Source organism: Thermobacillus sp., from assembly GCF_003390775.1.
Taxonomy (GTDB): domain Bacteria; phylum Bacillota; class Bacilli; order Paenibacillales; family Paenibacillaceae; genus Thermobacillus; species Thermobacillus xylanilyticus.
Genome location: NZ_QEWA01000036.1, coordinates 110,486 through 131,434 on the forward strand (window position 1 = coordinate 110,486; position 20,949 = coordinate 131,434).

Below are 20,949 nucleotides of genomic sequence, written 5' to 3' on the forward strand. Positions count from 1 at the left end.
GGGGAGGATGGTTTGATGGACCGGCTGTTGTACGGTGTCGCCTATTATGACGAGTATATGCCTTATGAACGGTTGCAGCAGGACATCGAGATGATGAAAGCAGCCGGGATCAACGTCGTCCGGATCGCCGAATCGACGTGGAGCACGTACGAGCCGCAGAAGGGCGTCTTTAATTTCAGCTCCGTGGACCGGGTGCTGGACGCGATGCACGAAGCGGGCATCCGCGTCATCGTCGGCACGCCGACGTACGCGGTGCCGGCATGGCTGGTGAAGGAATATCCCGACGTGCTGGCGGAGACGCCGCGCGGCCGAGGCAAGTACGGCCCCAGGCAGATCATGGACATCACGCATCCGGCGTATCTGTACTACGGCGAGCGCATCATCCGCAAGCTGCTGGAGCGGGTGAAGGATCATCCGGCGGTCATCGGGTACCAGACGGACAACGAGACGAAACATTACCATACGGCCGGGCCGAATGTGCAATTGCAGTTCGTGAAGTACCTGCGCGAGAAGTTCGGCTCGCTGGACGAGATCAACCGCCGGTTCGGGCTCGACTATTGGAGCAACCGCGTGGACAGCTGGGAGGATTTCCCCTCCGTCATCGGCACGATCAACGGCAGCCTGGGGGCGGAATTTGCGAAATTCCAGAGAAAGCTCGTCACGGATTTTCTCGCCTGGCAGGTCGGCATCGTGAATGAATACAAGCGGCCGGACCAGTTCGTGACGCAGAACTTCGATTTTGAATGGCGCGGGTATTCTTACGGCGTGCAGCCGGATGTGGACCATTTCGAGGCGGCGCGTCCCTTCGACGTCGTGGCGGTCGATATTTACCACCCGTCGCAGGATCAGCTTACGGGCGCCGAGATTTCGTTCTGCGGCGACATGGCCCGTTCGATGGCCGGGGGCGGGAATTATCTCGTGATGGAGACGCAGGCGCAAGGCTTCCCCCAATGGGTACCCTATCCGGGACAGCTCAGGCTGCAGGCGTTCAGCCATCTCGCTTCGGGCGCCAAAATGGTTTCCTACTGGCACTGGCATTCGATCCACAACTCGTTCGAGACGTACTGGAAAGGGCTGCTCAGCCACGACTTTCAGCCAAATCGCGTCTACCGGGAAGCGCAGACGATCGGGCGGGATTTCGAGCGGTTGTCCGACCGGCTGGCGGATCTGAAGATCACGAACCGGGTGGCCATGCTGGTCAGCAACGAGTCGCTGACGGCGCTGGATTGGTTCCCGATCCCCGGCGGGAAGATCAAATACAACGACATCGTCCGGCGGATGTACGACGCGCTGTACAAGATGAACGTCGGCGTCGATTTCATCCATCCCGGCAGCGAGGATCTGGAACGCTACAAGCTCATCGTCGTCCCGGCGCTGTACGCCGCTCCGGATGAGCTGCTGCATCGTCTGAATGCGTATGCGGCCGGCGGCGGGCACGTCGTCTATACGTTCAAGAGCGGTTTTTCCGACGAGTGCCTGAAGGTCAGGACGAGCGTGCAGCCGGGCATCATCGGCGAAGCTTGCGGCATCGGCTACAGCCTGTTCGTCGAGCCGAACGGCGTGGCGCTCAAGGGCGAACCGTTCGGCGTAGGCCGGGACGGGCACGGCATCGAGTCATGGATGGAGCTGATTCAGCCGACGACGGCGGAAGTGCTGGCGTATTACGATCATCCGTATTGGGGCGGCTATGCGGCGATTACCCGGAACCGCTATGGCGAAGGCGTCGCTTACTATATCGGATGCATGGCCGGCGAAGCGGTCATGGCCGGCTTGCTGGAGCAGGCCGTGAAGGAAGCCGGGCTGTGGGGCAAGGATCAGGAGCTGCGCTTCCCGTTGATTGCGAAATCCGGCGTGAACCGGCACGGGCGCGTCATCCGTTATGTGCTGAATTATTCCGGCGATGCCGCGGCGTTCGATTATCCGCACGCCGATGCGGTCGAGTTGCTGTCCGGGCGGACGGTGCGGGCGGGCGAGCGCGTGACGATCGAACCGTGGGGCGTGCTGATCCTCGAAGAGCAGCAAGGGAAGGACTGAACGCAAGGAGGGGGCCGGACATGGACCGGAGCAAGATTCGGTGGTATTCAAGCACCAGACAGGCGATGTGGCAGGAGAAGACGGTCGGAGGCGGTGAGCAGGCGGCGGATTTCGGAGATCCCAACCTGACGATTACGGGCGAGACGTTCCAGACTGTTGAAGGGTTCGGCGGCTGCTTCAACGAGCTGGGCTTTGTCGCCCTGAACCGGCTGTCCGAGGCGCAGCGGAACCGGGTGCTGGACGCGCTGTTCGCGCCCGACGGCGAACTGAAGCTCGACCTGTGCCGCCTGCCGATTGGGGCCAGCGATTATGCGCTCGAATGGTACAGCCTGAACGAGACCGACGGCGATCTGGCGATGGCGCATTTCTCGATCGAGCGGGACCGCAAATACTTGATCCCGTACATCCGGGAAGCGCTGAAACGCAATCCGCGGCTCAAGCTGTTCGCTTCGCCTTGGAGCCCGCCGACGTGGATGAAGCATCCGCGGGCCTACAACTACGGCACGCTGCGATGGGAGCCGGAGATTCTGGAGGCTTACGCGCTCTATTTCGTCAAGTTCGTCCAGGCGTATCGGGAAGAAGGCATCACGATTCACCAGATCCACGTGCAGAACGAAGTGGTCGCGGACCAGAAGTTCCCGTCCTGCGTCTGGACGAGCGAGCAACTGCGCGATTTCATCCGCGACTATCTGGGGCCGGCCTTCGAGCGGCACGGGATTGAAGCCGAGATCTGGCTCGGCACGATCAACGCGCCGGACATGTGGGACATCTACACCAAAAAAATATCGACGGACTACGATGACTATGCCCACACTGTGCTCAGCGACCCCGGGGCGTACAAATACATCAAGGGCGTCGGTTATCAGTGGGCCGGCAAAAACGCGATCCAGCGCACGGTGGCCAGCTATCCGGAACTGCGCTACATGCAGACCGAGAATGAATGCGGCGACGGCAACAACACGTGGGAGTACGCCCGGTACGTCTTCAATCTGTTCCAGCATTATTTCTTCAACGGCGTAAGCAGCTATGTTTACTGGAACATGGTGCTGGAGCCGAAGGGCCGCAGCACGTGGGGCTGGGAGCAGAACGCGATGATCACCGCCGATCCGGAGACCGCGCAGCCGGTGTTCAATCCGGAGTATTACGTCATGAAGCATTACTCGCATTTCGTCGCGCCGGGTTCGGTTCGGCTGGGGCTCAAAGGCATGTGGACCGGCAACGCCATCGCTTTCGCAGCGCCGAACGGGGAACGGGTCGTCGTCATCTCCAATCCGTTCAAGGACGCCCGCACGCTCCGGCTGTCGGACGGCGCGCATGTGCACGTGTTCGAGATGGAACCGGAGTCGTTCAACACGATCGTGCTGCCGGGATGATGCCTGCGGGAGTCAGGGGAAGAGCCGTACAGGGAACGGGAGACCGTACCCGTGTGCGGCTTTTCATTTTTGGTTGGGACGCGCAGCCGCAGGAACAGCGGCAGTCTTGGGGGATTGCGGAGCCACGCTGCGCAAGGCTGCGGAAATCCCGGGACCTGCCGCGTTGGCCGCTTGCGCCGGACGGCGGGTCTGTAGTATACATTAATTAAACCGAACGGTCAGATTATTAAGGAGCGGACAAAACAGTGGCCAGGAAAACCGCCGAAGAAACCGAGCGCACGCGGCAGCAGATCCTGAAAGGCGCCAGGGATCTGTTCATCCGCAAAGGGTACAACGCGGCATCGATGGAAGACATCCGCAAGCACGCGAACGTGAGTAAGGGCAGCATCTACTACCACTTCAAGAGCAAGCATCAGCTGCTCATGGAGATTTTCGAGCAGAAGACGGTCGAATGGATCGCAGGCTGGCAGAAAATCTTGCAGCCGGGCATGACGCCGGTCGAGAAGCTGTACGCCCTCGCCGACTATTGGCTGGAAGATTTCGACGACCCGTTCCTGAAAGTCGTGGACGAGTTCCTCACCAGCCAGGGCGTCGATACCGGCACGTTCGAGAAAATGATCGAGCTCGTGCAGATGCAATATCCCGTCATCCAGTCGATCATCGAGGAGGGCATCGCTTCGGGCGAGTTCAAGCGGGACGATCCGGCGGAGCTGACGTATATTTTCGCCAGCACGATGGGCGGGCTCGGCATGACCTACTACGAGAAGGTGCCCCGCGAACGGGCGCGGGCGATCTATCGGAAAGCGGCGGAGCTGTTCATCCGCGGGATCAGCGCGAAGTAGGGCGGCGGGTTCCGGCCCGCGGCTGTCGCCGGCGCCGGCACGCCGCACCGGCAGGTGTCGACGCGCGGACGCCGCTGCCTGCCCGCAGCGCGTTGGTCCGCCTTTAATTAAACTGACCGGTCGGATTACATGTTTGGGCAAAAGGAGAATGCCTCATGGCACATTTGATCCGCAACCGCGTGTTTCTTGTCGTGGCCGGCGCAGACCTGCTGCAGCAGGCCGGCATCTGGATCCGGAACATGGCGCTGCTGTTCTACATCATGGAGCAGACGAACAACAATCCGGCGGCCGTCGCGCTGCTGACCACGTTCGAATATTTGCCGATCTTCGTCTTCTCGCTGATCGGCGGCACGTTCGCGGACCGGTGGAATCCGAAGCGGACCGTTGTCATCGGCGACGCGCTGAGCGCCGTATCCGTCCTGGCCATCCTGGGTATGGTGGCGGCCGGGTGGTGGCAGGCCGCGTTCGCGGCCACGGTCGTGTCCGCCGTCGTCAGCCAGTTCTCGCAGCCTTCCTCGGCGGTGCTGTTCAAGCGGCATGTGCCGGAGCAGCATGTCGAAGCGGCGATCGGCTTCACCCAGAGCATGTCGGCATTGTTCATGATCATCGGGCCGATGGTCGGCACCCTGGTCTATACCCGCCTCGGCATCGACTGGTCGCTTGCGGCGCTCGCCTTCGTGTTCGCGGCGGCGTCGGCCGTGCAGCTTCTGCTGCCTTCCACGCCGCGCGTGCAGGACGGCGGGCCGAAAAGTTCGCCGCTCAAGGACGTCAGGGACGGTTTCCGCTACGTGACCGGGCACCATACGCTGAAGCTGGCGGCCGTCATGTTCCTCCTCGTCGGCATCTCCTCCGGCATCGTCGCGCCGCTTGATGTGTTCGTCATCATGGAGCGGCTCGGGCTGCAGAAGGAAGCGGTGCAATGGTTCGCAATGCTCGAGGGTGCGGGGCTGCTGATCGGCGGCGGATTGGCGGCGGGGCTCTCCGGCTGGGTCGACCGGCACAGAAGCCGGATCGTGCCGTGGACGCTCGTCATTTTCGGCATCGGCACCTTCGTCGAAGTGCTGTCGCTGTGGCCGGTGCTGACGGGAAGCGTCAGGCTGCTGACCGGCGTGACGATGACGTTCTTCCAGGTCGTGCTCAGCGCGTTGATGATCAAGGAAGTCGAGGAGGCCTACATCGGGCGGACGAACGGCATCATCCTGCCGCTCATGATGGCCGGCTTGCTCATCGGCACCGGCTGCTCCGGACTGCTCGTGAAGCAGGCGACGCTATTCGGCGCGTACGGCCTGGCGGCGGCGCTGCTCATCGTGTGTGCGCTGGTCGCGTCGCGGATGCGGTTCACCGCGCCGGCGGCGCAGACCGCGGCCGGGAGCGCGGTGGAGGGTTAACGGCATGAGCGGCTGGCGGCGCGTGCCGGCATAATCGGCGGCAAGCTGGCCCGACCTGGTGCACATTTGCACCAGATCCGGGGCGATGGAGCAGGTCTCGGCATATGTGGTGCATTTTCCATCTCCGCTCACACCCATCTGGGCAGATGCATACGATGCTTGCAGATTCCGACACCAATCCCTGTTAACCGAGGAGTGTGAGCGAGATTGGCCTATTATTTCTCTCATCATCCCTACTATGGCGTGCAGTGGCCGCATGCATGGTCCTACAGCGGGTTCTACCCGGCCTATCCGGCGTACGAGCGTCCGTGTCTCTGCGGAGGCTCCGGCAGCTCCGGCGGTGGCCGGCAGGAAGACAGGCAGCGCCCCGATCTGCGGGATTACGGCGGCAACCCCCATGTGATCAACATTGAAAAGGCCGCCGAATGGAATACCGACTTCCGCAGAGCGATCTGGACGGGACGGCATCTGCAGGTTGTCCTGATGAGCATTGAGCCGGGAAGCGACATCGGCCTCGAGGTGCACCCGAATGTCGACCAGTTCATCCGGATTGAGGAAGGATTCGCCCTGGTGCAAATGGGTCCCCGGAGAGACAACCTCAACTTCACAAGGCGCGTGTCCGAGGACGACGCCATCATGATTCCGGCCGGCACCTGGCACAACGTCACGAACATCGGCCCGCGGCCGTTGAAGCTGTATACCATCTACGCGCCGCCCGAGCACCGGTTCGGCACGGTCCATCGCACGAAGGCCGAGGCGGAGGCCGCCCACGAACCGTCCGTCTAGGCCTGGCGTTCGCCGAGGCGTTCCGCCTTGTCCAACCAGGCGCTGCGCTTCTGCTCCGTCGAACCCCGCACCGGGCCGATCTCGGTGACCCTGACGGGGCGGATGCCGCAGAATTACAGAATGTTCCGCTTCATGACCTTGTGGCCGGCGTGCCCGTACATCCACCGGTTGATCAGGGGCGGCGTGTCCATCGAACCGAGCGCCTTCCAGAACGCGTTCAAGAAATGGACGGGCAAATCGCCCGGCGAATACCGGCGGCAGGCCCGCCGCGGACTCAGGGAGGCGGGAGGACGCCTGTAACCGGCAGCGGCCCGCCGATGACGATCTCGTCCGCCGACACGACGGAGTCATAGGCCAGGATGCGCACGCCGGCCCGAGCCGCCTGCCTCAACATTTCGGCAAAGCGCGGGTCCTCCGCTTCATGGGGCGCAAACCGCAGGCACCCCTCCATCTGCACGAGGAAAATGACGAAGGCGGCATATCCGCTCTCCGCCGCCTTCGCCAGCTCCTCCAGGTGCCGGGCGCCGCGCGCCGTCGGGGCGTCCGGGAACAGGGCGGTGCCGCCGCGTTCCAGCGTCACCCCTTTCACTTCGATGAACCCTTCGCGAACGCCGTCATCGAAATGAAAGTCGAAGCGCGACCCGCCGAACGCCGCCTCCCCGCGCAACGACCGGACGGACGGCAGCTCAACGATGCGTCCGGCCTGAAGCGCCTCGCGGACGACCGCGTTCGGCGCCTGCGAGTCGATGTTCACCCATCCGCCCTGCCGCTCCGCGGCGATCAGGGAGTAACGGGTCTTGCGGCCGGGCTGGTCGCGGCCGGCTTCCGCCAGGGCGACGCGGCGCCCGGACACGAGCCAATCCGCCAGCCGGCCGGTATTCTTCACATGCACCTTCTCCGTGCTTCCGTCGATGTCGACCTCGGCGACGAAACGGTTGATCCTCCGGATGAAAAGGCCGTCCCGAATCCCGCTGTACCGCATGAACCCGCGTCCCCCCCTGGCGAAATTGCACATCCCATCATGCTCACCGCCATTATAACCCGTCCGCGGCGCATCGTGCGCGCTTGCTTCGCTACTTCGCCGGACGCAGCACCGCCGTGCCGAAGCCGAGCAGCACCGCCGCGAAGAGCAGCAGGATGCCGAGCGGGAGGGCGAGCTCGGCCGGCGCCGCTCCGTCGGCGCCCAGGTTGATCGCTTCGATCGCCCATTTCTGCGGCACGAAGTTCGCCAGCTTCTGCATGAACGACGGCATGAATTCGATTGGCCAGAAGCAGCCGCCGAGCATGCACGTCGGCGTCATGATCAGGTTGTTGATGATGTTGAGCTGGTTCGTCGTGCGAATAAATCCGGCGACCGCGCTGGCGATGCCGAGCGACGCGAGAATGAAGCATTCCATCACGACAAGCTCCATCCAGACCGGCACGCCGTAGTCGTACCCGAACACCAGGTGCGACAGGGCGGAGGTGCCGAGCACCTGCAGCGTACCGATGAACACGCTGCCGAAGAAATTGCCGACCGCAATATGCCAGCTCTGCACCGGCGCCGCATAGACGCGCGCCATCGTCTGGTTGCGGCGGTCTTCGGCGATGACGGAGACGCTCTGATTGATCAGGATCATGAGGAACATGAGCGTAAATCCGATGCCGAGGTAGTTCCACGAGTTGTCGCGCGTTTCACTCATCTTCACGCTGCCGACCAGGCCTTGCAGATGCCGGTCCAGCACCGCCAGCGCATCGCGCCGGACATCTCCGCTTCCCGCTTGTTCCGCCGCGGCGGCCGCGTCGACCACATTGCGGGCGATGCCGTCCAGATCCAGCTCCAGCATCACGGACGCCTCGTCGACGGCGAGCCGGATCAGCACCAGTTCGGGCTTCTGTCCGGCCAGCCAGCCGGCCTCGAAACCGGCGGGAATCACGAAGCTCGCCGAGACGTCGCGATCCGCCGCCATGTCAGCGGCTTCCCGGTCGGTCTCCGCCTGGACGAGCTCGTAGCGTCCCGTCTGCTCCAGCGCCCGGAGCACATAGCGGGAGAGCTCGCTGCCGTCCAGATCGGCATACCCGACGGCCGACTTGCCGTCGCCCGACGAGGAGACCAGGCCGGTCATCGTCGAGACGATCACGGCCGGCATCAGGATGAAGAGCAGAAATCCTTTCACATTGCCGATCGTTCTGCGGATCAGATTTGCGGCAATGAACCAGCTATTCATGGGACACCGCCTTTCTGCCGAGCAAGGCCGAGATGAGGAACAGCCCCGCCGCGATCAAGCCGAGCACGGTCAGCCGTTCCTGCACGATGGAATCCGCGCTGTTCAGGATGAGATGGATAAAGCTCTGCGACGCCCAGTAACTGAACGTGAATGTGCCCAGCCGTTCCAGGAAGTCGCCGATTTCGCTCGAGAAGCCGCCGCTCAGGAACGTCATCACCATCGTCAGCGCGATGAAGATCGCCTGAACGGTGCGCGCCCGGTTCGTGAAGGCGGCGACGATGACGGCCAGGCTGACGGACCCGATGACGGTGAGCAGGCAGGCCGCGAGCAGATGCGCGTAACGGTCTCCCCAGTCCACGCCGTACACCGTCGAGGTGAAAAGGATAATGACCAGCGCCTGGCCGAACGCGGCGAGCCCGTTGCCCGCAATCTTGCCGACAAGCACCTGAATCGGCTTCACGGCCGCGGCATAAATCCGGTTCAGCGTGCGCGACTCTTTCTCATCGACGATGGACAGTCCGGCGGCCATGCCGGAGTACAGCAGGAACATGACGAGCATCTGGGCGGCGTAATATTCCAGCGCCGAGTAGTCGCGCCCGCTCATGTCCGGCGCCGTGACGTTCACATAAGAGCCTTCCGCGCCGGATGCGCCCCGGGCGGCGGCTTCGGCCGCCTGCGGATTGCCGAGCGCGGCCGCGGCCGATTGGACGAAGTTGATCCGGTCGAGCAGCCCCCCGATCACGCTCTCCGCCACGAGGTTGCGGTCTCCATTTTTACCGGGATACAGTTCCCAGACCGCCGCGCTGCCCGATGCCGCATTCTCCGCAAAATGTTCCGGCACCGCCACGCCGTATTCGATCTCCCCGTCTTCCAGCGCGTCCAGCAACTGCTGCCTGTCCGGAAACCCGCGGACGGACAGCCATTTCGCCATCTCCTCCGTGCGGAGCAGCCCGGCCATGTCGTCCGATGCTTCGTCCAGCACGACCAGACCGACTTCGATCGGATCGACCTCGCGGTCTTCCAGATCGAAGAAGCCCGACAGCGCGTTCCCGAGGATGAAGATGAGCAGGAGCGGCATGAAAATGAGCAGCCAGAACGTCTCCTTGGCCCGTATCATGCGGCGGAGTTCATGGTGTATGAGCGTTCCGATCGTTCGCATCGTCCGTACCTCCTAGTCCCGCAGATTGCGGCCGGTGAGCGTCAGGAACAGCGTCTCCAGGTTCGGCGTCTCGTTGCGGAGCGACGCGATGCGCACCTCATGCTTGGCGAGAATGTACAGCATGTCCTGCAGGTACGATTGCGCGTGCCGGAGATAGACTTCCAGCACGCCGTCCCGGCGCTCCACCCGCTGGACGGACGCATGCCGCTTGATCTCCTCGACCGCCAGATCGGTCAGGCCTTCCGTCTCGATGACGAGCTTCTCCTGTTCTTCCACCTGCATCAGCAGCTCCCGGATGGTGCCGAGCGCGATCAGTCTGCCGTGGTCGATGATGCCGACCCGCGTGCTGATCGCTTCGACTTCCTCCATGTAGTGGCTCGTGTAAATGATGGTGGCGCCGCGCCGGTTCAGCTCCCGAACCGATTCGAGGATGTGGTTGCGGGACTGCGGATCGATGCCGACGGTCGGCTCATCCATGATGATCAGTTTCGGTTGGTGGATGATCGCGCAGGCGATGTTGAGCCGGCGCTTCATGCCGCCGGAGAACGATCCGGGACGCTCGTTCCGGTGGCCCGTCAGACCGACGAAGGCGAGCGCTTCGTCGATCCGCTCCTGGAGCTGCCTGCCGCGCAGCCCGTACAGTCTGCCGAAGAAGCGCAGATGCTCCACCGCCGTCAAATGCTCGTAGAGTGCGATCTCCTGCGGCACGATGCCGATCTTGGATTTGACCGAGAGCGGATGGCGGCGCACCGACTCCCCGTCGACCTCGATCTCGCCCTGATCGCTGCGGAGCAGGCCGCAGATCATTTTGATCGTCGTGCTTTTGCCCGCGCCGTTCGGCCCGAGCAGTCCGAAGATTTCGCCGCGTTCAATCGTCAGCGACAGATGATCGACCGACAGCTTCGTGCCGTATCGTTTGACCACTTGGCGCAGTCGAACCAGACTCATCGTGTTTCCTCCCTGCATGCGGTTCTGTTTGACTCCAGCGTAGCGCAATCGGAGGCGTCCGGTCAGGTGGATGAAGTCATGAAGCGGGGATGACGAAAGTCACCTTTGATGGTGCGCGCCGTCACCCGCGCCGACTCGTGCTATAATGGGAGCAACGAGACGGGAAAGGTACGGTATCCTTGAACGCAGCCTATCTCATGCTTCGTTATCTGACGGTCGTCGTTGCGGGCGTCGCTTCCATCCTGATGTCGGATCGCGTGACGGACGAGGCGCTGTATGTCATGCTGCTGCTTGTCCTGCTGCTGGTGATGAGACTGCGCGACCGGTTCGAAAACCGCGAAGGCTTCCGCGCGTTTCCGCTGCCGTTTCTGCTGGAGACGGTGGCGCTTGCGGCGTATGGCTGGCAATACGGCGGGCTGCTGCCGCTGGCCGTCACCGCGGCGCTGTACACCCCGCCGGAACGTTCGGACGATTTCCTTCAGCGGGCGACGCTCGCGGGGATCGCGATGAACGCGGCGGCCTGGACGCGTTTTACGGTCGAGCTGCTTACGGCGGCCAATCTGACTTATGCCGCTATTGTGCTGCTCCTGATGCATATCCGGAAGACGGCGGTCGACCGGGGGGAGATCGAGGCGCTGTACATTCAGCTGCAGACGCGGAATCGCGAGCTGGAGGAAGCCCGCCGCACGGCGCTGGATTACGCATCGAAGGTGCAAGAGCTCGCGCAGCTCGAAGAGCGGAACCGCATCGCCCACGATCTGCACGATGAACTGGGCCACCGCCTCATCCGGCTGAAAATGATGCTCGAAGCGGCGATCCGCATCGACGGCGGCCGCGGCGAAGCGATGAACCTGGTCAGGGAAGTCCGCGATCAGCTCGCGGGCGCGATGGACGCGCTGCGGTCGACCGTCCGGCGGCTGAAGCCGGCGGAAGCGGCCCGCGGCGAATATTCGCTGGAGACGCTGATCGGGGAGCTGGCCGGAACGAGCGGCGCCGCCGTCCGGTTCCGGGCGGTCGGCGCGTCTTATCCGCTCTATCCGAGCGACGCGATCGTGCTGTACCGCAACGCGCAGGAGGCGGTCACGAACGCGCTTCGCCACGGCGAGGCCACGGAGGTGACCGTCGAGCTCGAATACGCGCCGGAGGAGCTGCGGATGACGGTCAGCAACAACGGGGCCGTGCCGGAAGGCGGGGAGCTGCGCAAGGGGCTGGGAATGCTCGGCATGGAGGAGCGGACGCGGCTCGTTGGCGGCCGGCTTGAGGTGATCGCCGGCGAGCGGTTCGCCGTGCGGACGATTTTGCCGCGGCGGTGACGGTCAGCCGTTTCGGAGGGCTGGCGGTGCGGAGCGAAGGCGGTCTGATGGAGCGGCGGTGTTTTTTCGGTGGACGATGGAGTGGCAGGCGGTAAAACGGCGAACCGTGGTGCGGCTTGCGGTGTTTTTTCGATAAATGACGGATGCGGCAGCGGAGGGAGGGAGGGGATGCTTGATGATTCGGACACTGGTGGCGGATGACGATCCGTTCATTCGGGAGAGTTTGCGGCTGATACTGGGCACGATGCCGGATATCGAAGTGGCGGGCGTCTGCGCCGACGGGCAGGAGGCGGTCGGGTTCGTGCGGGAGCACCCGGGGGAGGTCGACGTCGTCCTGATGGATGTCCGCATGCCGGTGTGCGACGGGGTGGAAGGGACGCGCCTCATCCGCGAGGCGGCGCCGGACGTCAAGGTGCTCATCCTGACGACGTTCGACGATGATGAATATATCGTGAAGGCGCTCAAGTACGGCGCCGGCGGTTACCTGCTCAAAAACGTCCCGCCGGACACGATTGCGGAAGGCATCCGCGCGGTGCATGCCGGCCATACGCTAATGCATCCGGATGTCGCGCGGAAGCTGGCCGGCATGCTGCATGCCGGCGGCGCCGAAGCCGCTCCGTCCGGGCGGAAACGACTGGCCGACTTCGGCCTGACCGACGCCGAGCAGCGGATCGTCCGCAAGATCGCCGACGGATTGTCGAACCGCGAGATCGCGCAGGCGCTTTTCTTGAGCGAAGGCACGGTGAAGAATTACATCACCGAAATTCTCGGCAAGCTGGGGCTGCGCGACCGGACGCAGATCGCGATCTTCTATCTGCGGGAGAGCGCGGAGTAGCGTGATGGCGCCTGGACGAACGGCACGTCAAGGCTGAGCGCCGCGAGCCGCGCCGGGTCCGCAATCCGCTCGACGGCGGCGATCTTTCCGCCGCGGATATCGAACTTGAGCGCGTAGGCCAGGCGCCCCAGCGGCGCGGCGACGGCGCCGATGACGCCGTCCACGACGGCGGTCTGGGCGGCCAGCGCGCGGCCGCAGATGCGGCGGGCGAGCGCTTCCGCGCCGCGCGTGATCCGCGCGCCGCCGTCCGTGTCGTCGCGCAGCGTGACGTCGGGGTCGAGCATCGCGATCAGCGCATCGAAGTCACCTGCGCGCGCCGCGGCGATGAACGCGTCGACGAGCCGGCGCATGCCGGCCAGGTCGGCCGAATCCCGCGGAGCCGTGCCGGTCACCCGGCGGCGGGCCCGGCTGGCGAGCTTCCGGACGGCGGCTTCCGACTTGCCTGCGACCTGCGCGATCTCGGCGAACGGCATGCCGAAAATATCGTGCAGCACGAACGTGACGCGCTCCGCGGGCTTGAGCCGGTCCAGCACGACGAGCAACGCGACGCCGACCGATTCGGCCATCAGCGCCTCCCGCTCGGGATCGGGCCCGCCGCGGTCTTCGGTCAGGGGATACGTTTCCGCCGGGTGCGTATCCAGCGGCTCTTCGCGCCGGCTTTTCCGCGACCGCAGCATATCCAGGCAGACCCGCGACACGACCCGGGTGAGCCAGCCGCCCAGATTTTCGATCGCTTCGGTCTCCGCGCGGCAGAGCCGGAGCCACCCTTCCTGCACCGCATCCTCCGCCTCGCTCAGCGATCCGAGCATGCGATACGCCGCGGCCAGCAGATGCCGGCAATGCGCCTCGAATTGTTCCGCGAGCCGTTCTTGTGCGATCATCCGTACATTCCTTCCCGCATGAAGTGATACTCCCTCCATTATGACTGACGAAAAAGAAACCGCCAATGTGACAGATCTCCGGGTTGTCACATTCCGCCCCGTCCGCTCCGTCATCTTCGTGCAGGGCTCGATCAGGGCCCGCATATTCCGGAAGATCAAGGAGTGGATTGAACATGTCGCTGAAACCTCGCATGGCAAGTCCCGTGGCGCTCGTGCCCGATCTGGCCGATCCGCTGCAGGCGCTCGGCCGCGCGCTGTTCGCTTCTGCGGAACAGTCCGGCATCCCGAAGCGGACGCTTTTCCTCGTTTACCTGCGGGTGAGCCGGATCAACGGCGACAGCGTCTGCGTGGAGCTGCACTCGCGCAACGCGCTGCAGGCGGGCGAGACGCCGGAGCGGGTGATGGCCGTCGCGGGCTGGCGGGATTCCGCCCGATTCACCGAAGCGGAGCGGGCGGCCCTCGCGCTCGGCGAGGCGATGGCCCGCATCGCCGACCGGCCGGACCCGGTGCCGGACGAGATTTACCGGGAGGCCGAGCGCCATTACGCCGGTCAGGCGCTGGCGACGCTCATCGCCGGCATCGCGACGGCGAATTTATACAACCGGCTCAATGTCGCGACCCGGCAGGTCGCGGCCGCCAATTAACGATACGGCGGTGAGGGGACGGAATATGGCTACCTTGCTGTACATTACGGCTCATCCGTTCGGTCCCGACGTTTCCTGCAGCATGGCGGCGGGGGAAGCGTTCCTTGAGGCGTACCGGGACGCGAAGCCGAACGACGAGATCATCCGGCTCGATCTGTACGCGATAGACATCCCGGAGCTCGACGCCGACGTCTTCGCCGGCTGGGAGAAGCTCGGCTCGGGCATCGCTTTCGGAGAATTGACCGCGGAGGAGCAGGCGAAGATTGCGCGCATCAACGAACTGGCGGATCAGTTCGCCGCCGCGGACAAGTACGTGTTCGTCACGCCGACCTGGAACTACTCGTACCCGCCGGCATTGAAGCGGTACATCGATGCCTTCTGCATCGCGGGCAAGACGTTCCGGTACATTCCGGACGTCGGCCGGGTCGGGCTGCTGGCGGGCCGAAAGGCGCTGCACATCCAGGCGAGCGGCAGCTTCCTGTCGCCGGGCTCGCCGGACGAACGGCTGGAGATGGGGCATCGCCATCTGCGGGTCATCATGGAGTTTGTCGGCATTACCGATGTGGAATGCCTCTATGTGGAGGGGATGAGAGCCGTCCCCGAACGGGCGTCGGCCATCCGGGAGGAGGCGCTCCGCCGCGCGCGAGAGATCGCGCTGAATTTCTGAATCGGTACGGGCCTCGCCGGAACGCCGTAGCGTGCATGCCACGTTACAGCGCCGCGCGAAGCCTCACTCCTGGCCTGTGGACGGCTGCAACGTGCACATCACGCTGCAGCCTCGCCGCAGACCGTTTGCATTTTAATATGTGAAGTCACTATAATAAAGTTAGTGTCATATTAAACATAGACTTTCACGAGGAGGCGGAGTGAACGATGCGCATTATCGTAACCGGCGTAACGGGGCAATTGGGCCGGATCGCGGCGGAGACGCTGCTGGAGAAAGTGCCGGCGGACCGGCTGATAGCGGTCGCGCGCAATGTGGAGAAGGCGGCATGGCTGGCGGAGAAGGGCGTCGAAGTCCGGCACGGCGACTACAACGATCTGGCGTCGCTCCTGAAGGCCTTTGAAGGCGGCGGCAAGCTGCTGTTCGTCTCGAGCTCCGAGGCAAGCGACGAGACGCTGCGGGCGCTGCAGCACGCGACGGTCACAAGGGCGGCGAAGATGTCCGGCATCACGCATATCGCGTACACGAGCATTTTCCGGGCCCAGGAGAGTCCCCTCGCGCTGAGCCTGCTGCACCGGACGACCGAGAACATGATCCGCCTGTCGGGCATTCCGTACACGTTCCTGCGCAACACGTTCTACACCGAAGTGTTCGTGAACGAATCGCTCCGCCAGGCCGTGGAAAGCGGCGCCCTCGTGACGCCGATCGCGACGGCCGGCCTGAACACGGCATCGCGGGCCGACATGGCGAAGGCGGCGGCAGCCGTACTGATGTCGGACGGCCACGAGAACCGGATCTACGAAATTACGGCGCCGAAGCTGTGGACGATGAAAGAGCTGGCGCAGATTCTGTCGGACGTCTCCGGCAAGCCGGTGGTGCTGAAACCGGCGACGGCCGCCGAATACGCGAAGATTCTCGCGGGTTGGGGCATGCCCGAACCTGCCGCGGCCATGTTCGCGGCGCTCTACGCGCAGCTGGACGAGGGCGAATTCGCGCAAACCTCGGATGATCTGACCCGGCTCATCGGGGAGACGACGCCGCTTGAAACGGTCGTGAAGCGGGCGCTTGCCTGAGCGGCCCGGGAAAGGAGCGGAGCGATGAAAGTCGAAATCTGGTCGGATGTGGCCTGTCCTTTCTGCTACATCGGGAAACACCGTTTCGAGGAAGGGCTCAGCCGGTTCGAACACAAGGATGACGTGACGGTGGAGTACCGCAGTTTTCAGCTCGATCCGCATGCGGCCAGAGAGCCCGAACGGGATCTGTATGATGTGCTGGCCGCCAAGTTCGGCATCAGCCGCGAACAGGCTGTCCAGATGAACCAGCGGGTGGCGGAGCAGGGCCGGGAAGTCGGGATCGACTTCCGCTTCGGCGTTGTCATTCCGTCGAACACGCTCGATGCGCACCGGCTGATCAAGTTCGCGGGACGGCACGGCAAAGAGCAGGACGTGATCGAGCGGCTGTTCGAAGCGTACTTCACCAGCGGCCGCAACGTGGCCGATCACAGGACGCTCGCCGACATCGCGGAGCAGGCCGGATTGGACCGCAAAGCGGCGGAGGAGATGCTGAAATCCGGCGCTCACGCCGACGAAGTGGAGGCGGACGGAATCGAAGCAAGCCGTCTCGGCGCGCGGGGCGTGCCGTTCTTCGTTATCAACCGGAAGTACGGCGTTTCGGGCGCGCAGCCGGACAGCGTGTTTCTCGACGTCCTGCAGCGGGCCTGGCAAGACGAGCATCCGCTCATCATGGCCGAATCCGACGCATCCGGCGAAGTCTGCGAAGACGGCACCTGCAAGCCGGATAAATAAAAACCATATGGACAGTAAAGCAAAAACGGACTCCTTTTTTCAAAGGGTTCGTTTTTCTTATTCCCAAAAGAGGAAAATTTTAATTGATGAAGAATAAGTTTAGATAATCGACAGAATTGACCATATCGGTCTGCAAAAAATTACAAGCGATGAACGGGAGACAGGATAAATGAATGAAATTCTCTTTATCGCGTTCTCTACATTGGAAACTTGGTCGATTTTTGCCGTTTCGTTCACGCTGTTTCGATTCAATATTCTGAAGTACAATCTGCAGATCGTTCCCATCTCTGTTCTGATGGCACTGCTCAACTATGCCATATGGCATGAAATCGATATGGGTTCGTGGACACCCATGATCGGTCTGGTGTTGTTCACGTTGTTCATTTTCTATACGCTGCGGATTTCGCTGATCGGTTCGCTCATCGTTGCGGTAACGGGGTATACATCGGTCATTTTGGTCCAGACTGCGTTCCTGTACGGTTTGCAGCTCACGGGCATTGCATCGGTCGCCGAAGTGCAGGCAGGCGGCACAGGTTACTACATTCTTTCGGCTGTATCTTCATGCACCGTCTTATTGTTAAGTTATTTGTTGTACCGGCTGGGCTACGGGTTTTCGTTTTCTCTGCAACACTTTAAAGTCAAGCATGAAAACATGCTGATCTTGGTAATAACAGTCGCGACGTTCATACTGCTCTCGTTCCTGCACCTGCTCAAGAACAGGCTGTACTTTGTCGAAATGATCGCGGTCGTGATCGTGCTGTTCCTGATCTATATCGCATTGAGGAGAGAGAGGACGCAATGGTAGAGAGACTTGCGTTTCGTCTGGCGCATTGGCTCAAAAGCGAAGTGCCGGATCATCCCTATTCGGAAGCGCGGCTTCAATTCGGATTTCACCTGTTTCTAAACACTGTGTTTACTTTGCTGGTCGCGACAATTCTGGGACTGTTGTTCGGCAACTATCGGGAAACGATGCAAGTGCTGTTCGCGTTCGGTTTGCTGAGAAGCATTTCAGGAGGATATCACTTCCAGTCGGCTACGGTGTGCATCGTCGTTTCGGCCGGAGTGGCCGCATTATTGCCGTTCATCGATCTTACTAATTTTTATATAAACCTCTTGAATATAGCCAATATGGTATTGACTATTATTTTTTCACCTTCTAGAATTGAAGAACAAACTAGAATTCCGACCAAATATTTCCCTGCCCTGAAAATCGGATCCACAGTACTAGTCGCTTCGAACTTCTTGTTCCAATCTCAGCTATTAGCGATCACCTGGTTTATCCAGGTGCTATCACTAATAAGATTACCAAGGAAAGGCGGTGAAACAGGATGAAGAAAAAAGCCCTTCATTTGCTGGCGACGGTTGTCGGCTGCGCAGGCCTTGTCGTCGTCTGCACGGCAAGCTGGATCTGGGGCAATCAGCCTAAAGTCCCTGCCGAACTTCTGAACAAGTAATGATGGTGGTCTTGTGAAATTGGTTGTCGCAAGGGACGAAGACGGGAAATCCGGTCTGGTCGAGCTGGACGTCATGGAGATCCTGAAGTTCACCACCGACAAGACCCGCATCCTGATTCATACGAAGAATGACGTCTACTACTTTCCGTTCGACAGCCTGGAGAAAATCCAGAATGTCTTGCAAGCCTTGAATTTGCCTTTCGTGCGTGCGGATCGCGGCAATCTGGTCAACATCGACAAGGTGATCGAGATTGACGAGAAGTACGCCAAGGTATATTTCGAGGGGGACAAGCCCGGTGAACTAGGGAAGGAAGCGACGGTATCCAGACCGACAAATTACAGACGGATCCTGGATTTGTTCAGGGAAAGACAGGGGCGAAAAAACGAGTAGGACCAGAGGCTGCTTCAGCTTCTGGTCCTGCTTGTTGTTTCCCGGCTTCGTGACCCGTGTCACAATGGCCCGAAGTCCGCAAGGGTATACTGGAAGCAAGATTCTTCCGTCAGAAAGCGGGTGTACCCATGCGCAATGTCTATATACCGAAACAGCACGGCGCCTGGGCGATGCTGATTTTGCCGCTGCTCTTCGGCGTCATCGGTTCTGCCCCGGCGTGGCAGCACGCGCTGCTGTTCTTCGCCTGGCTGCTCTCGTACCTGTTCGCGTACGCCGCGCTTCAGTGGATCCGGACGAAGCGCAAGGCCGCCTGGCTCGGGCCGCTCAAGCTGTACGGCGGGCTGCTGCTGCCCGTCGGCGCCGCCTTGCTGGTCCTGGAGCCGGAACTGCTGCCCCTGCTGCCGCTGGCCGTGCCGTTCATCCTGATCAACCTGTACTTCGCGAAGCAAAACCGCGAGCGGGCGTTCCTGAACGATCTGGCCGCCGTCATCCTGTTCAGCATGATGACGTTCGCTGCCTTCCGGGTCGGAGACGGGACGGACGCCTCGCTGGCGCTCGAACTGTTCGCGCTCAGCGTGCTCTATTTTACCGGGACGATCTTCTATGTGAAAACGATGATCCGCGAGAAGCACCACAAGGCGTTCTATTGGTATTCGGTCCTGTATCACGCGGCGTTCCTTGCGGTCGTCGCGCTCTTGTATCCGCCCGAGCTGCTCCCGGCCGCGGCGGTGCTGCTGGTCCGCGCCGCCGTGATGCCGCGTCTTCATCCCGCGGTCAAGACGACCGGGATGCTCGAGATCGCCTGGTCGGTGCTGGTGCTGGTCTGCGCGTGGGCGGCGTACTGAGCCGGAACGAACAAAAAGCCGACGCCTGAAAACGGCATCGGCTTTTTCTGACGCATCATGCCAACCCGGAGACTCAGAAGAGGAATTCATCCGGATGCGGACCGAACCGGTGGTCCTTGTTGAGCGCGTCGATCGCGCGGATGTCTTCTTCGGACAATTCGAAGTCGAAGATGTCCGCATTCTCGGCAATCCGCTCACGGCGGACCGACTTCGGAATCGTGACCACGCCGAGCTGCAGATCCCAGCGGAGGACGATCTGCGCCGGGGTCTTGCCGTATTTCGCCGCCAGCTCTTTCAGCACCGGCAGGTCGAGGTTGCCCTTCATGATCGGCGACCACGCCTCGAGCTGGATGCCTTCGCGCTTGCAGTAGGCAAGCAGCTCCTTCTGGGTAAGCAGCGGATGGAACTCCACCTGGTTGACGGCGGGGATGATGCCGCTCGTCTCTTTCAGCGACTCCAGATGATGGATCTGGAAGTTGCTGACGCCGATCGCGCGGATGTAGCCTTCGGTGTACAGCTTCTCGAAGGCGCGCCACGTCTCCTTGTACTTGTCCCGGCCCGGCCAGTGAATCAGATACAGGTCGATGTAGTCCACGCCGAGCTTGCGCCGGCTTTCCTCGAAGGCGCGCAGCGTCGATTCGTATCCCTGGTCCGAGTTCGCCAGCTTCGTCGTGATGAACAGCTCTTCCCGCGGAACGCCGCTCTCCCGGATTGCCTGGCCGACGCCGGTCTCGTTCCGATAGCCCGCCGCCGTGTCGATCGAGCGGTATCCTTCCTCAATGGCCCAACGCACCGCGTTTCTCACTTCTTCGCCGTCCGCCACCTGAAAGACGCCGAGCCCGAGCCAGGGCATCCGGACGCCGTTGTTCAGCACCGCGGCGTCGGTAATACTGCGGATTTCCATGTCGCATGACCTCCCTTTCCGAGATTGTCCGTTCCTTCTCCATTGTACCATCCTTCGCGCGAATGACCAGAACGGAAAACCGGCTCACTTTAGTCATATTAACTCAACTTTCGCAGCATGAAATAGGCAGATAAGCCTTGATGTAATTGGGCAGAGCAGCAATCCACTCCTTGAGTTGACGCTGAATAAACGCCGAAAGCTTTTTGCCTGCTTTTGCAGCGACTTCATGGATCAAATCGACCAATTGCTGTAACGCTGCGACCCAGTCCACCGCGCCGATTTCGTCACAAAGCAAATAAAACAGGCCGCCGAGCGAACGCACGTCCGTGCTTTGCCGATGCTGCCAGGCCAGCAGGATATAGCGCGAAAACACAATGGTCGTATGGTTTACGAGCATATCATACGAACGGCCCTGAAACTCGTTTTGCAGGCGCAGCAGCGACTTGGCGCACTTGAAGAAAACCTCGATGTCCCAT

At 61.9% G+C, this 20,949-nt stretch carries 23 protein-coding genes and 1 pseudogene; 17 read left to right on the forward strand and 7 right to left on the reverse strand.

Features of this window, described 5'->3' with window-relative positions; genetic code table 11:
• Nucleotides 1-15: 15 nt before the first annotated feature.
• From C6W55_RS09090 to C6W55_RS09115, 6 genes are all read left to right on the forward strand, one after another.
• The gene (locus tag C6W55_RS09090; RefSeq protein WP_286892408.1) at nt 16-2,034 is read left to right on the forward strand and encodes a beta-galactosidase; all 2,019 of its coding nucleotides are present in this window, start codon (nt 16-18) and stop codon (nt 2,032-2,034) included.
• 20 nt (nt 2,035-2,054) lie between these two features.
• Nucleotides 2,055-3,407: a glycoside hydrolase family 30 protein gene (locus C6W55_RS09095; protein ID WP_483316358.1), complete on the forward strand. Its 1,353-nt coding sequence runs from the start codon at nt 2,055-2,057 to the stop codon at nt 3,405-3,407.
• Between the two features lie 245 nt (nt 3,408-3,652).
• On the forward strand, nt 3,653-4,249 hold the full coding sequence (locus tag C6W55_RS09100; RefSeq protein ID WP_286892409.1) for a TetR/AcrR family transcriptional regulator: 597 nt from the start codon (nt 3,653-3,655) through the stop codon (nt 4,247-4,249).
• 155 nt (nt 4,250-4,404) lie between these two features.
• Nucleotides 4,405-5,637, forward strand: coding sequence for an MFS transporter (locus C6W55_RS09105; protein ID WP_286892410.1), 1,233 nt, complete (start codon nt 4,405-4,407; stop codon nt 5,635-5,637).
• 207 nt (nt 5,638-5,844) lie between these two features.
• Nucleotides 5,845-6,423 (forward strand): cupin domain-containing protein, encoded by a 579-nt coding sequence (locus tag C6W55_RS09110; protein ID WP_286892411.1) that lies wholly within the window; start codon nt 5,845-5,847, stop codon nt 6,421-6,423.
• Between the two features lie 27 nt (nt 6,424-6,450).
• On the forward strand, nt 6,451-6,723 hold the full coding sequence (locus C6W55_RS09115; protein ID WP_286892412.1) for a hypothetical protein: 273 nt from the start codon (nt 6,451-6,453) through the stop codon (nt 6,721-6,723).
• Here the strand turns inward: C6W55_RS09115 and sfsA are convergent.
• The 4 genes from sfsA to C6W55_RS09135 form a co-directional block, all read right to left on the reverse strand.
• Complete coding sequence (sfsA, locus tag C6W55_RS09120; protein ID WP_286892413.1) at nt 6,698-7,405, reverse strand: DNA/RNA nuclease SfsA; 708 nt, start codon at nt 7,403-7,405, stop codon at nt 6,698-6,700. The genes C6W55_RS09115 and sfsA overlap by 26 nt on opposite strands.
• 91 nt (nt 7,406-7,496) lie before the next feature.
• Nucleotides 7,497-8,630: an ABC transporter permease gene (locus C6W55_RS09125; protein WP_213483496.1), complete on the reverse strand. Its 1,134-nt coding sequence runs from the start codon at nt 8,628-8,630 to the stop codon at nt 7,497-7,499.
• Nucleotides 8,623-9,789 (reverse strand): ABC transporter permease, encoded by a 1,167-nt coding sequence (locus C6W55_RS09130; protein ID WP_286892414.1) that lies wholly within the window; start codon nt 9,787-9,789, stop codon nt 8,623-8,625. Before C6W55_RS09130 ends, C6W55_RS09125 begins: the two co-directional genes overlap by 8 nt.
• 12 nt (nt 9,790-9,801) lie before the next feature.
• Entirely contained in the window at nt 9,802-10,737 is a 936-nt protein-coding gene (locus tag C6W55_RS09135; RefSeq protein ID WP_286892415.1) for an ABC transporter ATP-binding protein, read from the reverse strand.
• Nucleotides 10,738-10,916: 179 nt separating this feature from the next.
• Here C6W55_RS09135 and C6W55_RS09140 point away from each other — a divergent pair, with 179 nt between their 5' ends.
• Nucleotides 10,917-12,050 carry a sensor histidine kinase gene (locus tag C6W55_RS09140; protein ID WP_286892416.1) on the forward strand — a complete coding sequence of 378 codons (1,134 nt, stop codon included), beginning with the start codon at nt 10,917-10,919 and terminating at the stop codon, nt 12,048-12,050.
• Nucleotides 12,051-12,225: 175 nt separating this feature from the next.
• Nucleotides 12,226-12,885: a response regulator transcription factor gene (locus C6W55_RS09145; RefSeq protein ID WP_286892417.1), complete on the forward strand. Its 660-nt coding sequence runs from the start codon at nt 12,226-12,228 to the stop codon at nt 12,883-12,885.
• Here C6W55_RS09145 and C6W55_RS09150 read toward each other — a convergent pair.
• Complete coding sequence (locus C6W55_RS09150) at nt 12,861-13,766, reverse strand: sigma-70 family RNA polymerase sigma factor (protein ID WP_286892418.1); 906 nt, start codon at nt 13,764-13,766, stop codon at nt 12,861-12,863. The two genes, C6W55_RS09145 and C6W55_RS09150, sit on opposite strands and share 25 nt — an antisense overlap.
• A gap of 173 nt (nt 13,767-13,939) precedes the next feature.
• Between C6W55_RS09150 and C6W55_RS09155 the strand changes: the two genes are divergently transcribed.
• From C6W55_RS09155 to C6W55_RS09195, 9 genes are all read left to right on the forward strand, one after another.
• Complete coding sequence (locus C6W55_RS09155; protein ID WP_286892419.1) at nt 13,940-14,410, forward strand: carboxymuconolactone decarboxylase family protein; 471 nt, start codon at nt 13,940-13,942, stop codon at nt 14,408-14,410.
• Nucleotides 14,411-14,435: 25 nt separating this feature from the next.
• Complete coding sequence (locus tag C6W55_RS09160) at nt 14,436-15,077, forward strand: NAD(P)H-dependent oxidoreductase (RefSeq protein ID WP_015253455.1); 642 nt, start codon at nt 14,436-14,438, stop codon at nt 15,075-15,077.
• A 206-nt stretch (nt 15,078-15,283) separates the two neighbouring features.
• Entirely contained in the window at nt 15,284-16,147 is an 864-nt protein-coding gene (locus tag C6W55_RS09165) for an NmrA family NAD(P)-binding protein (RefSeq protein WP_213483489.1), read from the forward strand.
• 24 nt (nt 16,148-16,171) lie between these two features.
• Nucleotides 16,172-16,879 carry a DsbA family oxidoreductase gene (locus C6W55_RS09170; RefSeq protein ID WP_015253457.1) on the forward strand — a complete coding sequence of 236 codons (708 nt, stop codon included), beginning with the start codon at nt 16,172-16,174 and terminating at the stop codon, nt 16,877-16,879.
• A gap of 169 nt (nt 16,880-17,048) precedes the next feature.
• Nucleotides 17,049-17,684 (forward strand): hypothetical protein, encoded by a 636-nt coding sequence (locus C6W55_RS09175; RefSeq protein ID WP_286892420.1) that lies wholly within the window; start codon nt 17,049-17,051, stop codon nt 17,682-17,684.
• On the forward strand, nt 17,678-18,211 hold the full coding sequence (locus C6W55_RS09180) for an accessory gene regulator ArgB-like protein (RefSeq protein ID WP_286892421.1): 534 nt from the start codon (nt 17,678-17,680) through the stop codon (nt 18,209-18,211). The genes C6W55_RS09175 and C6W55_RS09180 overlap by 7 nt, the downstream gene beginning before the upstream one ends.
• On the forward strand, nt 18,208-18,333 hold the full coding sequence (locus C6W55_RS09185) for a cyclic lactone autoinducer peptide (protein WP_015253460.1): 126 nt from the start codon (nt 18,208-18,210) through the stop codon (nt 18,331-18,333). Before C6W55_RS09180 ends, C6W55_RS09185 begins: the two co-directional genes overlap by 4 nt.
• 13 nt (nt 18,334-18,346) lie before the next feature.
• Complete coding sequence (locus C6W55_RS09190; RefSeq protein WP_286892422.1) at nt 18,347-18,724, forward strand: LytTR family transcriptional regulator DNA-binding domain-containing protein; 378 nt, start codon at nt 18,347-18,349, stop codon at nt 18,722-18,724.
• A 128-nt stretch (nt 18,725-18,852) separates the two neighbouring features.
• Nucleotides 18,853-19,569 carry a YwiC-like family protein gene (locus C6W55_RS09195; RefSeq protein ID WP_286892423.1) on the forward strand — a complete coding sequence of 239 codons (717 nt, stop codon included), beginning with the start codon at nt 18,853-18,855 and terminating at the stop codon, nt 19,567-19,569.
• 73 nt (nt 19,570-19,642) lie between these two features.
• Here C6W55_RS09195 and C6W55_RS09200 read toward each other — a convergent pair whose 3' ends face one another.
• Both C6W55_RS09200 and C6W55_RS09205 read right to left on the reverse strand, forming a co-directional pair.
• Nucleotides 19,643-20,473 (reverse strand): aldo/keto reductase, encoded by an 831-nt coding sequence (locus C6W55_RS09200; protein WP_286892424.1) that lies wholly within the window; start codon nt 20,471-20,473, stop codon nt 19,643-19,645.
• 103 nt (nt 20,474-20,576) lie between these two features.
• Nucleotides 20,577-20,949 (reverse strand): annotated as a pseudogene (locus C6W55_RS09205) (IS4 family transposase); the annotation flags it as partial.

What these genes read in the sequence shown, in the direction of transcription:
- C6W55_RS09090 (WP_286892408.1), top strand. Translation starts at nt 16, where the DNA reads ATGGACCGGCTGTTGTACGGTGTCGCCTATTATGACGAGTATATGCCT.
- C6W55_RS09095 (WP_483316358.1), top strand. Translation starts at nt 2,055, where the DNA reads ATGGACCGGAGCAAGATTCGGTGGTATTCAAGCACCAGACAGGCGATG.
- C6W55_RS09105 (WP_286892410.1), top strand. Translation starts at nt 4,405, where the DNA reads ATGGCACATTTGATCCGCAACCGCGTGTTTCTTGTCGTGGCCGGCGCA.
- sfsA (WP_286892413.1), bottom strand. Translation starts at nt 7,405, where the DNA reads ATGCGGTACAGCGGGATTCGGGACGGCCTTTTCATCCGGAGGATCAAC.
- C6W55_RS09125 (WP_213483496.1), bottom strand. Translation starts at nt 8,630, where the DNA reads ATGAATAGCTGGTTCATTGCCGCAAATCTGATCCGCAGAACGATCGGC.
- C6W55_RS09130 (WP_286892414.1), bottom strand. Translation starts at nt 9,789, where the DNA reads ATGCGAACGATCGGAACGCTCATACACCATGAACTCCGCCGCATGATA.
- C6W55_RS09135 (WP_286892415.1), bottom strand. Translation starts at nt 10,737, where the DNA reads ATGAGTCTGGTTCGACTGCGCCAAGTGGTCAAACGATACGGCACGAAG.
- C6W55_RS09145 (WP_286892417.1), top strand. Translation starts at nt 12,226, where the DNA reads ATGATTCGGACACTGGTGGCGGATGACGATCCGTTCATTCGGGAGAGT.
- C6W55_RS09150 (WP_286892418.1), bottom strand. Translation starts at nt 13,766, where the DNA reads ATGATCGCACAAGAACGGCTCGCGGAACAATTCGAGGCGCATTGCCGG.
- C6W55_RS09155 (WP_286892419.1), top strand. Translation starts at nt 13,940, where the DNA reads ATGTCGCTGAAACCTCGCATGGCAAGTCCCGTGGCGCTCGTGCCCGAT.
- C6W55_RS09160 (WP_015253455.1), top strand. Translation starts at nt 14,436, where the DNA reads ATGGCTACCTTGCTGTACATTACGGCTCATCCGTTCGGTCCCGACGTT.
- C6W55_RS09165 (WP_213483489.1), top strand. Translation starts at nt 15,284, where the DNA reads ATGCGCATTATCGTAACCGGCGTAACGGGGCAATTGGGCCGGATCGCG.
- C6W55_RS09170 (WP_015253457.1), top strand. Translation starts at nt 16,172, where the DNA reads ATGAAAGTCGAAATCTGGTCGGATGTGGCCTGTCCTTTCTGCTACATC.
- C6W55_RS09175 (WP_286892420.1), top strand. Translation starts at nt 17,049, where the DNA reads ATGAATGAAATTCTCTTTATCGCGTTCTCTACATTGGAAACTTGGTCG.
- C6W55_RS09180 (WP_286892421.1), top strand. Translation starts at nt 17,678, where the DNA reads ATGGTAGAGAGACTTGCGTTTCGTCTGGCGCATTGGCTCAAAAGCGAA.
- C6W55_RS09185 (WP_015253460.1), top strand. Translation starts at nt 18,208, where the DNA reads ATGAAGAAAAAAGCCCTTCATTTGCTGGCGACGGTTGTCGGCTGCGCA.
- C6W55_RS09195 (WP_286892423.1), top strand. Translation starts at nt 18,853, where the DNA reads ATGCGCAATGTCTATATACCGAAACAGCACGGCGCCTGGGCGATGCTG.
- C6W55_RS09200 (WP_286892424.1), bottom strand. Translation starts at nt 20,473, where the DNA reads ATGGAAATCCGCAGTATTACCGACGCCGCGGTGCTGAACAACGGCGTC.